Origin of the sequence: Pseudomonas sp. A2 (assembly GCF_023100865.1) — a bacterium.
Taxonomy (GTDB): domain Bacteria; phylum Pseudomonadota; class Gammaproteobacteria; order Pseudomonadales; family Pseudomonadaceae; genus Aquipseudomonas; species Aquipseudomonas asiatica.
Map to the genome: position 1 here is coordinate 4,747,754 of NZ_CP039127.1, position 13,936 is coordinate 4,761,689.

Here is a 13,936-nt window from a genome sequence, read left to right on the forward strand (position 1 = left end):
ATTTGTACAGGGGCATTGGCGGGAATCCGCCCATTGTGGTTTGCCTGTGCCGGCCTCTTCGCGGGTAAACCTGCTCCCACAGGAACCGCACAGGTCTCGAGTGCAGTGCACCCCTGTGGGAGCGGGTTTACCCGCGAAGAGGCCGGCCAAGCCAGCAAATCACTCGAGGTTGAAGGTGATCCTGAACGCAGCCCCCCCCAGAGGAGAATCCCCCAGGCTCAGCTCGGCGTCATAGCTGTCGACGATATCCTTGACCACTGCCAGCCCGATCCCCTGCCCCGGGTGCTGGCTGTCCAGGCGCTCCCCACGCTCCAGAATCCGCTCACGCTGGTCCGCCGGCACCCCCGGTCCGTCGTCCTCGATGCACAAGGTCAACCGCCCAGGCGCCTGCTCCAGGCTCACGCGCACCTGGCCCAGGCTCAGGCGGTAGGCGTTCTCCAGCAGGTTGCCCAGCAGCTCCAGCAACGCGCCCTGCTCCATCGGCACCTGCGCCGCATCGGGCAGTTGCAGCGTCACGTCCACCCGCTTGTCCCGGTACACCTTGGCCAAGGTGCTGCACAGGCTTTCGAGCAACGGCCGCAGCAACACGCTGTGGCGCACCAGGCCGCTCTTGCGCAGGCTGGCGCGTTGCAACTGGTAGTCGATCTGCTGGCTCATGCGCTCGATCTGGCTCTGCAGCACGCGCGCCTGCTCGCGCTCGCCGCTACGCTGCTGCAGGCTTTCGCCCACCCCTTGCAACACCGCCAGCGGCGTCTTCAGGCTGTGCGCCAGGTCATCGAGCGAATCACGGTAGCGCTGACGCTGCTCGCGCTCGCTGCGCAACAGGCGGTTCAGCGAGCCGGTCAGACGCAGCAGCTCCCGTGGGTGTTCGCCGCTCAGGCCATCCCGCACTCCCGACTCCACGTCGTCCAGCTCGTGGCTGAGCCGGCGCAACGACCGCAAGCCCCAGGTCAAACCGGCCCACAGCAGCACCAGCAGCGCCAGCAAGGCCGCGCCAAAGCCCAGGTAGAGCTTTTCGCGCAGGCCATCAAGGGTGTGCTGGTACTCGCGCACAGGTTGCAAGGCAACGATGCTGTAGGCGGCGCTCTGGCCACCCAGCAGCTTGATCTCGACGTCGTACACAAAGAACTCTTCGCCGTCGGCCTGGTGAATGCGGGCGAATTCGTTGCCGCGGCCGTCGTAGCGCGGGCGGTAGTTGATGTTTTGCGCGGCGGTTGCCCGCGACTGCCAGACCAGCTTGCCGTCGCGGTCGAAGATATAGCCGAGCAAGCCGGTGTACGGCAGGTTGTAGCGCTCGTCCGGCAGCAGCGTCGGCATCTGCAGTTGGCCGTGTTCGATACGCGCTGCGGAAATCAGCGTGGTCACATCCGAGGCCAGGCGTTGTTCGATCGACTCCTGCAGGGCCAGGCTGAAGGCCTTCTGCAAGGCCGGCAGCAACGCCAGCATGAACAGCAGCGCCAGCACCGCGGCCGCCAGCATCAGGCGCACCCGCAGCGAACGGATCATCGGCAGCGCTCGGTGAACAGGTAGCCCAGGCCGCGCACGGTGTCGATCGGTTTGAAGCCGTGCTCGCCCTCAAGCTTGCGCCGCAAGCGGCCGACCAGCACTTCGATGACATTGGGGTCGCGTTCCTCGTCACCTGGGTACAGTTGCTCCATCAGGCGGTCCTTGGCCACCACCTGCTGGTGATGGCGCATGAGGTATTCGAGGATGCGGTATTCGTAGGCGGTCAGGGCCAGGGGCTGCTCGTCCAGCGTCGCCTGCTTGCGGTTGAGGTCGAGCACCAGCGGGCCGGCGGCAATGGTCGACTGGGTGAAGCCGCTGGAGCGGCGCAGCAGGGCGTTCAGGCGTGCCTCGAGTTCTTCGAACTGGAACGGCTTGACCAGGTAGTCGTCGGCACCGGCGGCCAGGCCCTCGACCTTGTCCTGCCAGTTGCCCCGGGCGGTGAGGATGAGAATGGGGAAGGTCTTGTCCTGGCTGCGCAGGCGCGTGATCAGTTCCAGCCCGCTGATGCCGGGCAGGCCCAGGTCGATGATGGCCAGGTCGAAGTGGTATTGCCCGGCCTGGTAAAGCGCCTCCTCGGCATCGGCGACCGCCTCGACCACATGGCCGCCTTCGCCCAGGCGGGTGTAGAGGTGATGGCGAAGCAGGGCTTCGTCCTCGACCACCAGCAGTTTCATGTGCAGCTCCTTGATATGTATTGCCTGTACCGGCCCTTTCGCGGGTAAACCCGCTCCCACAGGTACTGCACAGGTTTGAAGAACTGCGCGATCCCTGTGGGAGCGGGTTTACCCGCGAAGAGGCCGGTACAGGATAACCCGGCTCGCCCGTCAGAACTTGTAGCTTGCAGCCAGGTAGGTCTGCGCGCTGCTGGTCAGGCGCAGGGTGCCGTCCTTCGGCCCGCCGTGCGCACCCACTTCGGTGGCGGCATTGGTACGCAGGTAACGGTAGCCCAGTTCCACAGAAGCCTTGTCGGTGATGTCCTGGATCACGCCGGCCTGCAGGCCATAGGCGTAACCGTAGTCGGTATCCCGGCTGGCCCCCGGCGAGTCCTGGGTCAGCTTGGTCACGCCCAGGCTGCCGCCGCCGAACAGCTTGGTGGTATCGCCCACCGGCAGGAACAGGTCGTAGCTGCCCAGCAGGTTTTCCTGGCGCAGCTTCAGGCCGCTGTGGTCGCCCGAGACATTGTCGTAAGTCATGTAGTAGCGGCCCTGGTCATTGATCTTGCCCACTCGCACGCCCCAGGTGTCGTCCTTGCCGATGATGCCGTCGGCGTTGAGGTGGTCGGTGTTGCGCTGCAGCAGGCCGGACTTGCGAACCTTGTCGCTGGTCTGGCCGTAGGTCAGGCTGGCGAAGTTGTCGTCAGCGGCCTGTGCGGTGGTGATGCCAGCGGCGCAGACGGCCATGGCGGCAAGCAGGGTGTTGAAGGTTTTCATGGCTGGATACTCCAGTTGAGTGCGCTGTTTCGGTCTGGAAGCTAGAGTAAGCAGGGCACCCTGAACCGCGACTGAACCCTGGCTGAACCCCGGCTGAACGAACCGTTTGAAGAACAAGGAGTAGTGACCATGCGCGCCCTGCTGGCCTTGACCCTGATGTGCAGCGCCGCCCTCGCCCAAGCGGCGGTACAAACCCGCGAGATCCCCTACCAGGACGCCGACGGCAATCGCCTGGTCGGCTACTACGCCTATGACGACGCCATCGAAGGCAAGCGCCCCGGCATTGTCGTGGTGCATGAATGGTGGGGGCTGAACGACTATGCCAAGCGCCGCGCCCGCGACTTGGCAGCACTGGGCTACAACGCCCTGGCCATCGACATGTATGGCGACGGCAAGCAAACCGAGCACCCTGCCGACGCCAAGGCATTCATGACAGCAGCGATGAAAGACCCCAAGGCCGCGGAGCGGCGCTTCGATGCCGGTCTGGAGCTGCTCAAGCTGCAGCCCAATACCAACAAGCACCAGTTGGGGGCAGTGGGTTACTGCTTTGGCGGCAAGGTGGCGCTGGATGCCGCGCGGCGAGGGGAAAAGCTCGATGGCGTGGTGAGCTTCCACGCCCCGCTGGGCACGCAGACACCGGCCAGGCCGGGCGTGGTGCGGGCCGATATCCTGGTGGAGCATGGTGCGGCGGACACCCTGGTGACCGAGCAGCAGGTGGAAGCGTTCAAGGCGGAAATGGATGCAGCCAAGGTCAACTACCAGTTCGTCAGTATTCCCGGTGCCAAGCACGGGTTCAGCAACCCGGATTCGGACCGCATGGGGCACGGTGAACATGGTGGGCCGGATATTGCCTACAACAAGGCGGCGGACGAGAGCTCCTGGGCGGATATGCAAGCCTTCTTCAAGAAGGTGTTCAAGTAAGGATTGCCGGGGCCGATGTGGGAGCGGCCTTTCGCGACGCAAGGCCGCTCCCACAAGGATGCATTGCCACGCTGGCTCCCTTAGTGCCCGTACAGCTGGCACAATACCCCCATGAACACACTCCCCGCCTGCTGCACCCCGCTCCAGCACCACTGGCCCCTGCCCCGCCCACTACCCGGCGCGGTGCTGGTCAGTTGCTACTTCGACCCCACCCGCCTGGCACCCGACGACTTCCAGCGCGCCGGCGTCGTGCCAGGCGCCAGCCTGCAGCGTTCGGTGGCCAAGCGTCAGGCCGAGTACCTGGCTGGCCGGGCATGTGCCCGCGCCGCTCTGCAGCGCCTGGACGGCCGTGACTACGTGCCCGGCACCCACGAGGACCGCTCACCCATCTGGCCCGCCGGCATCCACGGCTCGATCACCCACGGTAAAGGCTGGGCTGCTGCCGTGGTTGCTGCCGAGGGCAGTTGCCGGGGCCTGGGCCTGGATCAGGAAGCATTGCTGGATGACCAGCGTGCCGAGCGGCTGATGGGCGAAATCCTCACCCCGCCCGAGCTCGAACGCCTCGACCGCCGCCAGCTCGGCCTTGCCGTCACCCTGACCTTCTCGCTGAAGGAAAGCCTGTTCAAGACGCTCTACCCGCTGACCCGCCAGCGCTTCTACTTCGAGCACGCCGAAGTGCTGGACTGGTCCGCCGACGGCCTGGCCCGCCTGCGCCTGCTCACCGACCTGTCGCCGCAGTGGCGGCATGGCGCCGAACTGCAGGGCCAGTTCTGCCTGCAGGACGGCCACCTGCTCAGCCTGGTCAGCGTCTGACCGTCACAGCGGTGCCTGCTGCCGTGGCCAGTTCAGGCTGAAGCAGGCGCCACCCAGCGCGGCGCTGCGCCCCACTGTGGCTCGGCCCGCGTGCCAGTAGATGATCCGCCGCACGATCGACAAGCCCAGGCCATGCCCGCCCGAAGCGCGGGTACGGCTGTCGTCGAGGCGGGTGAACGGTGTGAAGATACGGTCCCAGACGCCCTCGGGGATCCCCGGGCCGTCATCCTCCACATCGATGCGGCAGCGTTGCTGCCCCAACTGGTAGCTCAGGCGCACCTCGGCCTCGGCGTGGCGCATGGCGTTGCCCACCAGGTTCTGCAGCGCGCGGTGCAGGTAGCGCGGTTCAGCTTCGACCCAGGCGCCTCCGCCATCGGCACCCTGGCACTCACCGCGCACCACCCTTACCTCGGCACGCAACGGCGCGAGTTCTTCGATCACCCGGTCGAGCAAGGCGTCCAGGTCTACCCGCTCGAACTTCAGCGCCGGTGCGCCCTGCTCCAGGCGGGCGTAAGTAAGCATCTCGTCGACCAATTTGTCGAGGTCCTGGATATCGCCGTCCATACCCGCCAGGTGCTTGGCCCGGGCCTGCTCGGTGGTGGCACTTTCGATCATCTCCAGGCCAAAGCGCAGACGTGCCACTGGCGTGCGCAGCTCGTGGGAAACCGCCCGCACCAGTTCGCGCTGCATGGTCAGCGAGCGCTGCAGGTGCTCGGCCATGCCGTTGAAGGCCGCGGCCAGACGCCCCACCGAGTCGGCGCCGCCGGCCGGCACGCGGGTGTCCAGGCTGCCTTGGGCGATGCGCGTGGCGGCAATCTCCAGGCCCGACACGCGCCGCTCCAGTTGGCGTACCAGCAGGTAGACCACCAGGCCGATCAGGCACAGACCAAGAAAGGTTATCAGGATCAGCAACTGCGGCGGATAGGGGTTGAGCTGGTACAGCGGGCCGATTTCCAGTACCCAGGGCGAACCCGCCAGCCCGGCGAACACACGGATCGAGTCGCCATCCTTGCCCAGGGCCATAACCGTGTCGCCCTCCTCGACCCGGCGCCGCTGGTCATCGTCCAGGCTCACCCGCTCGATGCGCTGCAAGGCCACGCCAAAGCCGAAGCCCTTCTCTTTCTTGATCTGTGCCAGGCGCTGCTGCTGTTCGGTCACCGGGTAGCGCACCAGTTCGTCGGCCAGCAGATAGAGGGTGGCCCGCGCCAGTTGCTCGCTGATCTGTTTGATCTGCGCCACAAGCATCAGGTCTTCCTGGCCGACCTTGCGTAGCACCTCGGCCGCATGCGGGCCGGTCTTCTCGACCACCACCAGCCCGCGGTACAGGCGCGCCCGCTGGCCGCCATCGAGTGTGCGCGCGGTCATGGGCTGCAGCGCCAGTGGCACGCCGAGCAGGCGCTCCCAGATCAGCAGCGAGCGCTTGCGCTCGGTATCGTTCTGCAGCGCCAGGTTGTCGGCCATCAGGCTGAAGGTGCCCTGGGCCAGGCCTTCTCGGTGCTGGGCGGCACGCACTTCGTTGACCAAGTGCAGGCTGAGTACACCGAGCAGGGCCACCAGCACCAGCACGGCCAGCATGCCGCCATAGATACGCAGGAAGATCGAATTGTTCATGGGGCCTCGCCGACGAACAGGTAGCCCTTGCTGCGAAGGGTCTTGATCAGCCTTGGCTGGAGCGGGTCGTCGCCGATCTTTGGGCGGATCTTGGAAATGCGTATGTCGATGGAACGGTCCTGCCCGTCGTAGCCGACCCCACGTAGCGCGGTGAAGATCTGCTCGCGCGTCAGCACCCGGCCGGCGTTGCTGGCCAGCAGCCAGAGCAGGTCGAATTCGGCGCCGGTCAGCTCTATCAGCTGTTCGCCCAGGCGCGCCTCGCGCAGGCGATTGTCGATGCGCAGCGCGCCGAAGGCCAGATCCTGGCGCTTGCTGTCCGGTGCTTCGCTGCGCCGCAGCAGTGCCTGGATACGCGCCAGGAGGAGCCGTGGGCGTACGGGTTTGCAGACATAGTCATCGGCCCCAAGGTCCAGGCCCTGGACCTGGTCGAGTTCATCGCTGCGGGCGGTCAGCATGAGGATCGGGCCGGGGTACTGGCTGCGCACCCGACGACAGATGCTCAGACCGTCCTCGCCGGGCAGCATCAGGTCGAGAATGACCAGGTCAGGCTGGCTGTCGACGATGCGCCGCGCGGCGCGAGCGCCATCGCCCTCGACGCTGATTTCGTAGCCGTTGGCCTGCAGATACTCGGCGGTGAGCTCGGCCAGGCGCTGGTCGTCTTCGACAATGAGAATGCGGGGTGCGGGGTGGTCCATGGCTTGTGCCTTATCTTGTTGTTCTTTTGTTGCCTGTACCGGCCCCTTCGCAGCACAAGGCTGCTCCTACAAGGTATGGCGCTCCCCGGTAGGAGCAGCCTTGTGCTGCGAAGGGGTCGGTGCAGGCAACATAACCCTTTAACCAAAAGGCAACATCTGCTTCGGATACTACGTCCCGCCCCCGGGCACTGCCAACCTGCCAGCAGCCCCTCGACTGAACCGTTTTTTGTGATAGGGTTCGCGCCCGAAAAATTCTGCCCCGGGGCTGCAAGACGCAGAAAAATACTGCAAACCACTTGGCACAAGGCCTACAGCGAATACCCACCATTCACTCACAAAGTACGCACAAGTTATCCACAGGCGCTCGCCTTGCAAAGCCCCCGATACCGCATTATCTTGTATCCCGATCGCAGCGAACCACTAGATATAGGGTTTCGTGCAAAATCACACACAAAAGTCAACCCGCAAAATCAAGCGATTTTTCGGGTGAACTTCAAGTGATTCCAGCAGCCAAACCGCTCCTGCGGAGGCGACCGAGGCAAGCCCGCCAGGGCCTTGTTCGGGTATGGGTGTTGCAGGCCAGGCCTGGCATCCATCAGCAACAGTTTTTGGGCCCGGCCCAGAACCTTTGACTTCGGCCAGGGAGCGGCGAGCCATTGCCCCTTATTCCTGAGTCTGTCCCGAAGTTGGTACGCCCGCGCGGGCGGATGCGCATGCATTGCCCATCCCCGCCAGGCCATCGAGCAAGTGGACGGAACGGTGGGCGCCCAAAAGGCGCCTGAACAATATAGAAACTGTGGAGACACCCACCCATGCAAACCGACACAACTCGCGAGAACCCGCAGGCCAAGGTGCCGCAGGCCGCCGATTCCAACCAGGATCTGGCCGCCACCGCTCCCGGCCAACTGCGCGTGATCAAGCGTAACGGCACTGTCGTCCCCTACACCGACGACAAGATCACCGTGGCCATCACCAAGGCGTTCCTCGCAGTTGAAGGCGGCACCGCCGCCGCTTCGTCGCGCATCCACGACACCGTCGCGCGCCTGACCGAGCAGGTCACCGCCACGTTCAAGCGTCGCATGCCATCGGGTGGCACCATCCACATCGAAGAAATCCAGGACCAGGTCGAACTGGCCCTGATGCGCGCCGGCGAGCAGAAGGTCGCCCGTGACTACGTGATCTACCGTGAGCAGCGCGCCAAGGAGCGTGCCACCCGCGTCAACACCGAGTCCGTGGTCGAGCCGCACCCGAGCATTCGCATCACCCTGGCCGACGGCAGCCTGGCGCCGCTCGACATGGCCCGCCTGAACACCATTATCAGCGAAGCCTGCGAAGGCCTGGCCGAAGTCGATGGCGACCTGATCCAGCGCGATACCCTGAAGAACCTGTACGACGGCGTGGCCATCAAGGACGTCAACACTGCCCTGGTGATGACCGCCCGTACCCTGGTGGAGCGCGAGCCGAACTACTCGTTCGTGACCGCCCGCCTGCTGATGGACACCCTGCGTGCCGAAGGCCTGGGCTTCCTGAACGTGGCCGAGAGCGCCACCCACCACGAAATGGCCGACCTGTACGCCAAGGCCCTGCCGGCCTATGTCGAGAAAGGCGTCGAGTTCGAGCTGCTGGACCCGGCCCTGAAAGGCTACGACCTGGAGCGCCTGGGCAAGGCCATCGACCACGAGCGTGACCAGCAATTCACCTACCTGGGCCTGCAGACTCTGTACGACCGCTACTTCATCCACAAGGATGGCGTGCGCTTCGAGCTGCCACAGGTGTTCTTCATGCGTGTGGCCATGGGCCTGGCGCTGGAAGAGAAAGACAAAGAAGCCCGTGCCATCGAGTTCTACAACCTGTTGTCGTCCTTCGACTACATGGCCTCGACCCCGACCCTGTTCAACGCCGGCACCCTGCGCCCACAGCTGTCCAGCTGCTACCTGACCACCGTGCCGGACGACCTGTCGGGCATCTACCACGCGATCCACGACAACGCCATGCTGTCGAAATTCGCCGGTGGCCTGGGCAACGACTGGACCCCTGTGCGTGCATTGGGCTCCTACATCAAGGGCACCAACGGCAAATCCCAGGGCGTGGTTCCGTTCCTGAAAGTGGTCAACGACACCGCCGTTGCCGTCAACCAGGGTGGCAAGCGCAAGGGCGCCGTGTGTGCCTACCTGGAAACCTGGCACCTGGACATCGAAGAATTCATCGAGCTGCGCAAGAACACCGGTGATGACCGTCGTCGTACCCACGACATGAACACCGCCAACTGGATCCCTGACCTGTTCATGAAGCGTGTCTTCGATGACGGCAAGTGGACCCTGTTCTCGCCTTCGGAAGTGCCAGACCTGCACGACCTGACCGGCAAGGCCTTCGAAGAGCGCTACGAGTACTACGAAGCCCTGACCGAGTACAACAAGATCAAGGTGTTCAAGACCATCCAGGCCAAAGACCTGTGGCGCAAGATGCTGTCGATGCTGTTCGAGACCGGCCACCCGTGGCTGACCTTCAAGGACCCGTGCAACCTGCGTTCGCCGCAGCAGCACGTGGGCGTGGTCCACAGCTCGAACCTGTGCACCGAGATCACCCTGAACACCAACAAGGACGAGATCGCGGTCTGCAACCTGGGCTCGATCAACCTGCCGAACCACATCGTCGACGGCAAGCTGGATACCGCCAAGCTGCAACGCACCGTGAACACCGCCGTGCGCATGCTCGACAACGTGATCGACATCAACTACTACTCGGTGCCGCAAGCGCGTAACTCGAACTTCAAGCACCGCCCGGTCGGCCTGGGCATCATGGGCTTCCAGGATGCGCTGTACCTGCAGCACATTCCGTACGGCTCCGATGCTGCCGTCGAGTTCGCCGACAAGTCGATGGAAGCGGTCAGCTTCTACGCCATCCAGGCGTCCTGCGACCTGGCCGACGAGCGCGGTGCGTACGAGACCTTCCAGGGTTCGCTGTGGTCCAAGGGCATCCTGCCGCTGGATTCGCAACAGATCCTGATCGAGGCCCGTGGCGCCAAGTACATCGACGTCAACCTGGAAGAGTCCCTGGACTGGGCCCCGGTGCGCGAGCGCGTCAAGAAAGGTATTCGTAACTCGAACATCATGGCCATCGCGCCGACCGCGACCATCGCCAACATCACCGGCGTGTCGCAGTCCATCGAGCCGACCTACCAGAACCTGTACGTGAAATCGAACCTGTCGGGCGAGTTCACCGTGATCAACCCGTACCTGGTCCGCGACCTGAAGGCCCGTGGCCTGTGGGACTCGGTGATGATCAACGACCTGAAGTACTACGACGGTTCGGTGCAGCAGATCGAGCGTATCCCGCAAGAGCTGAAGGACCTGTACGCCACCGCGTTCGAAGTCGAGACCAAGTGGATCGTCGATGCCGCCTCGCGTCGCCAGAAGTGGATCGACCAGGCCCAGTCGCTGAACCTGTACATCGCCGGCGCCTCGGGCAAGAAGCTGGACGTTACCTACCGCATGGCCTGGTACCGTGGTCTGAAGACCACCTACTACCTCCGTGCCCTGGCCGCGACCAGCACCGAGAAGTCGACCATCAACACCGGCAAGCTCAACGCCGTTTCCAGCGGTGGCGACAGCGCCCCGGTCCAGGCAGCCGGCCCTGCGCCAGTGCCGAAGGCCTGCGCGATCGACGAGCCTGACTGCGAAGCCTGCCAGTAAGGCCAGGCCGAGGCTTCCTGCGGGAAGCCTCAACGCGTTTCCGCACCACTGCGGACCCTGTGGGAGCGGGTTCACCCGCGATGAGGCCGGCACTCCCGCCGCCTCTCCACAGCCAGACACAACAAGCCGTGGCTACAAAGCCGCGGCCAGCCCTTTTCGGGCACCTCAGATTTGCGTGCACCGCACCGCAACCAAGATCCACCGGCCATACTTGATAGATGGCCCTCAAGCAGGAGAATCTCACCATGCTGAGCTGGGACGAATTCGATAAAGAAGACGGCGAAGTAGCCGCCAAAGGCAACACCCCTGCGCAGGCCGCTGCCGCCGCCACCCTCGACAAACTCGACAGCGCCGGTGGTGCCGCCGCCCTGGAAGCCCGTGCCGCCACCGCCGACGACTCCGACGCCGTCAAACGCGCCAAGGCTGCCCTGAACGACCTCGACATCGCCGAAGGCCTGGCCGAGCTGGAAGGCTCCGGCGCCCGCGTGCGTGTTGACGAAAAGCGCATGATCAACTGCCGCGCCGACCTCAACCAGCTGGTACCGTTCAAGTACGACTGGGCTTGGCAGAAGTACCTGGACGGCTGCGCCAACCACTGGATGCCGCAAGAGGTCAACATGACCGCCGACATCGCCCTGTGGAAGAGCATGGACGGCCTGACCGAAGACGAGCGTCGCATCGTCATGCGCAACCTTGGCTTCTTCTCCACTGCCGACTCGCTGGTAGCCAACAACCTGGCCCTGGCCGTGTATCGCCTGATCACCAACCCGGAGTGCCGCCAGTACATCCTGCGCCAGGCCTTCGAAGAGGCGATCCACACCCACGCCTACCAGTACTGCATCGAGTCGCTGGGCATGGATGAAGGCGAGATCTTCAACATGTACCATGAGATCCCGTCGGTAGCGAAGAAAGCCGCCTGGGGCCTGAAGTACACCCGCGCCATCTCCGACCCGGAATTCAACACCGGCACCGTCGAAACCGACAAAGAGCTGCTGCGCAACCTGATCGCCTACTACTGCGTGCTGGAAGGCATCTTCTTCTACTGCGGCTTCACCCAGATCCTGTCCATGGGCCGCCGCAACAAGATGACCGGCGTGGCCGAGCAGTTCCAGTACATCCTGCGTGACGAGTCGATGCACCTGAACTTCGGTATCGACGTGATCAACCAGATCAAGATCGAGAACCCGCACCTGTGGGACGCGGCGATGAAGGAAGAAGCGACCCAGATGATCCTGCAAGGGACCCAGCTGGAGATCGAATACGCCCGTGACACCATGCCACGCGGCGTGCTGGGCATGAACGCAGCGATGATGGAAGACTACCTCAAGTTCATCGCCAACCGTCGCCTGACCCAGATTGGTCTGAAGGAAGAGTACCCAGGGACCACCAACCCGTTCCCTTGGATGAGCGAGATCATGGACTTGAAGAAAGAGAAGAACTTCTTCGAGACCCGTGTGATCGAGTATCAGACTGGTGGGGCGTTGAGCTGGGATTGATAATCCGAGCGAAGCATAGAGAAGGCTGCCGATTGGCAGCCTTTTTTATTGGCAGGAAAAAAGCCGAAGAGGAAGCTTCCTACAAGGTTCTCATTGTGACTTTTGTATCGTCGCGATAACGTCTGTTGGCGCTTAAGAACGCTCACGCAGCGGTATTCCGTTCCCGTTAGCAGCGGCTCTCCAATTCAGGATGGCCAATATGGACAGTTTCAATACACCTACCCTCTTCACCCGCCGCAACCGCCCCCTCCACACCCTCTGGCTCGAATCCCAAGCCTGGTTTTGCGCCCACGAACTCGGCCGGCTGAGTGGTCACTTCTACGACGAACACTGCATGCGCAAGCTAGACCCAGATCAGTACCGCTCCGTGCAGTTGCTGCGCTATGGCAAGTACCAGGAAACCACGATGGTCAGCGAGTCCGGGGCCTATACCTTGCTGGCGCATCACCATGTGCCGGAGAACCGGCATCTGCGTTGGTGGCTGACGCATGAGGTGGTGGCGGTGTTGCGTGATCGGCAGGCGGACGGGATGGAGGATGTCCCGCGACTGGGGCAGATGTGCTGGCCTGGGGGACAGAGCGCGACGTTGTTGTATTGGCAGAGTGAGCCTTGGGTGAGGATGCGGGATATGCCGGTGGTGCTGGCTGGGGAAGTGCAACAGCTGCCGCCGGTAGAGTAGCCGAAGTTGAGTTGGCGGGAGTGTGCGCAGCGGGCGTTGCGGTTGCATGGGGTTTAAGCGGCAGGTTTGCCGGGGCGGGCCTCTTCGCGGGTGAACCCGCTCCCACAGATAATGCGCTGGCTTCGAGCTCACGCTGTACCTGTGGGAGCGGCCGTGGCCGCGAACACCGGCGCAGCCGGTGCCATGCACCGCACCGGCTGCTTCGCGGGCTTGCCCGCTCCCACAGGTACTACGTTGGCTTCGGGTTCACGCTGTACCTGTGGGAGCGGCCGTGGCCGCGAACACCGGCGCAGCCGGTGCCATCCACTGCGTCGCCTGCTTCGCGGGCTTGCCCGCTCCCACAGGTACTGCGCTGGCTTCGGGATCACGCTGTACCTGTGGGAGCGGTCGTGGCCGCGAACACCGGCGCAGCCGGTGCCATACACCGCGCGGCGCACATTCATACAGAAGCCTCGCTACACCAGCAAAAATGTTACTTGGCAGCTTTCGCCGCCTGCCGGTTGGCCCTGCGAATGTCCCGGTAGCCCACCAGGCGCACGCGCATTTCCCGGTAGCGCTGGGTATTGATGACCAGCAAGGCCAGCAGCCCGAACAGCAAAACCGAGACGTAGCCGCCCATGTGCGGCCGGTAAGCGTAGCTCGGCAGCGCGGCCAACACGGCCAGCCCGTTCAGGCCGATCAGCCCCTGCACGCCCCATGCATAGCCCCGCACCATGGCGATATGCGAAGCGGCGCTCAGCGCCCCTGCCAGCGCCAGTGCCAGCACCGACAGCGACCGGTCCGGGCTGCGCAGCCAGGTGGAGAACACCAGTGAAACACTGCCGCCAATGGCGAAGCAGGACAGCAGGAACTCGGCGATGAAAACGCCGAAATAGCGGGAAAGAAATCTTTGCAGTTCCTGACCCTTTTGAAACTTCGATCCATTCATATGAGTGAGCACTGTCGTCCTTGAAAACCGTAGAGCGCGGCTAGCTTACCTTGACAATTGCGAATGAATAAACCATAAAACCCGACTTCGAAGTGCCTGCCAGCGCGATATCACTTTGGCACTTTATGTAAGTTTCGCACCTGTGCATATTAACAACTCCGCACA

11 protein-coding genes are annotated in these 13,936 nt (G+C 63.7%); 5 read left to right on the forward strand and 6 right to left on the reverse strand.

Going from position 1 to position 13,936, the window contains the following annotated elements; all coding sequences use genetic code 11:
- Nucleotides 1-159: 159 nt before the first annotated feature.
- From E5221_RS22055 to E5221_RS22065, 3 genes are all read right to left on the reverse strand, one after another.
- Nucleotides 160-1,506, reverse strand: a complete 1,347-nt coding sequence (locus E5221_RS22055; protein ID WP_061551547.1) for an ATP-binding protein — start codon at nucleotides 1,504-1,506, stop codon at nucleotides 160-162.
- Entirely contained in the window at nucleotides 1,503-2,180 is a 678-nt protein-coding gene (locus E5221_RS22060) for a response regulator (RefSeq protein WP_004375868.1), read from the reverse strand. Before E5221_RS22060 ends, E5221_RS22055 begins: the two co-directional genes overlap by 4 nt.
- A gap of 150 nt (nucleotides 2,181-2,330) precedes the next feature.
- Nucleotides 2,331-2,936, reverse strand: coding sequence for an outer membrane beta-barrel protein (locus E5221_RS22065; protein ID WP_013973837.1), 606 nt, complete (start codon nucleotides 2,934-2,936; stop codon nucleotides 2,331-2,333).
- Nucleotides 2,937-3,065: 129 nt separating this feature from the next.
- Here E5221_RS22065 and E5221_RS22070 point away from each other — a divergent pair, with 129 nt between their 5' ends.
- Together E5221_RS22070 and E5221_RS22075 are read left to right on the forward strand one after the other, a co-directional pair.
- On the forward strand, nucleotides 3,066-3,857 hold the full coding sequence (locus E5221_RS22070; protein WP_031324533.1) for a dienelactone hydrolase family protein: 792 nt from the start codon (nucleotides 3,066-3,068) through the stop codon (nucleotides 3,855-3,857).
- Between the two features lie 111 nt (nucleotides 3,858-3,968).
- Entirely contained in the window at nucleotides 3,969-4,670 is a 702-nt protein-coding gene (locus tag E5221_RS22075; protein ID WP_247846453.1) for a 4'-phosphopantetheinyl transferase superfamily protein, read from the forward strand.
- Nucleotides 4,671-4,673: 3 nt separating this feature from the next.
- Here the strand turns inward: E5221_RS22075 and E5221_RS22080 are convergent, their stop codons facing one another.
- Nucleotides 4,674-6,281, reverse strand: a complete 1,608-nt coding sequence (locus E5221_RS22080) for an ATP-binding protein (RefSeq protein ID WP_061551544.1) — start codon at nucleotides 6,279-6,281, stop codon at nucleotides 4,674-4,676.
- Nucleotides 6,278-6,976: a response regulator transcription factor gene (locus E5221_RS22085; protein ID WP_015271498.1), complete on the reverse strand. Its 699-nt coding sequence runs from the start codon at nucleotides 6,974-6,976 to the stop codon at nucleotides 6,278-6,280. The genes E5221_RS22080 and E5221_RS22085 overlap by 4 nt, the downstream gene beginning before the upstream one ends.
- 812 nt (nucleotides 6,977-7,788) lie before the next feature.
- Here E5221_RS22085 and E5221_RS22090 point away from each other — a divergent pair.
- From E5221_RS22090 to E5221_RS22100, 3 genes are all read left to right on the forward strand, one after another.
- On the forward strand, nucleotides 7,789-10,668 hold the full coding sequence (locus tag E5221_RS22090; protein WP_013973842.1) for a ribonucleoside-diphosphate reductase subunit alpha: 2,880 nt from the start codon (nucleotides 7,789-7,791) through the stop codon (nucleotides 10,666-10,668).
- 245 nt (nucleotides 10,669-10,913) lie between these two features.
- On the forward strand, nucleotides 10,914-12,164 hold the full coding sequence (locus E5221_RS22095; protein ID WP_024087598.1) for a ribonucleotide-diphosphate reductase subunit beta: 1,251 nt from the start codon (nucleotides 10,914-10,916) through the stop codon (nucleotides 12,162-12,164).
- Nucleotides 12,165-12,363: 199 nt separating this feature from the next.
- Complete coding sequence (locus tag E5221_RS22100) at nucleotides 12,364-12,843, forward strand: Bro-N domain-containing protein (protein WP_247846455.1); 480 nt, start codon at nucleotides 12,364-12,366, stop codon at nucleotides 12,841-12,843.
- A 472-nt stretch (nucleotides 12,844-13,315) separates the two neighbouring features.
- On the opposite strand, the gene E5221_RS22105 is transcribed toward E5221_RS22100, so the two are convergent.
- Nucleotides 13,316-13,771: a hypothetical protein gene (locus E5221_RS22105; protein ID WP_247846457.1), complete on the reverse strand. Its 456-nt coding sequence runs from the start codon at nucleotides 13,769-13,771 to the stop codon at nucleotides 13,316-13,318.
- Nucleotides 13,772-13,936 lie beyond the last annotated feature (165 nt).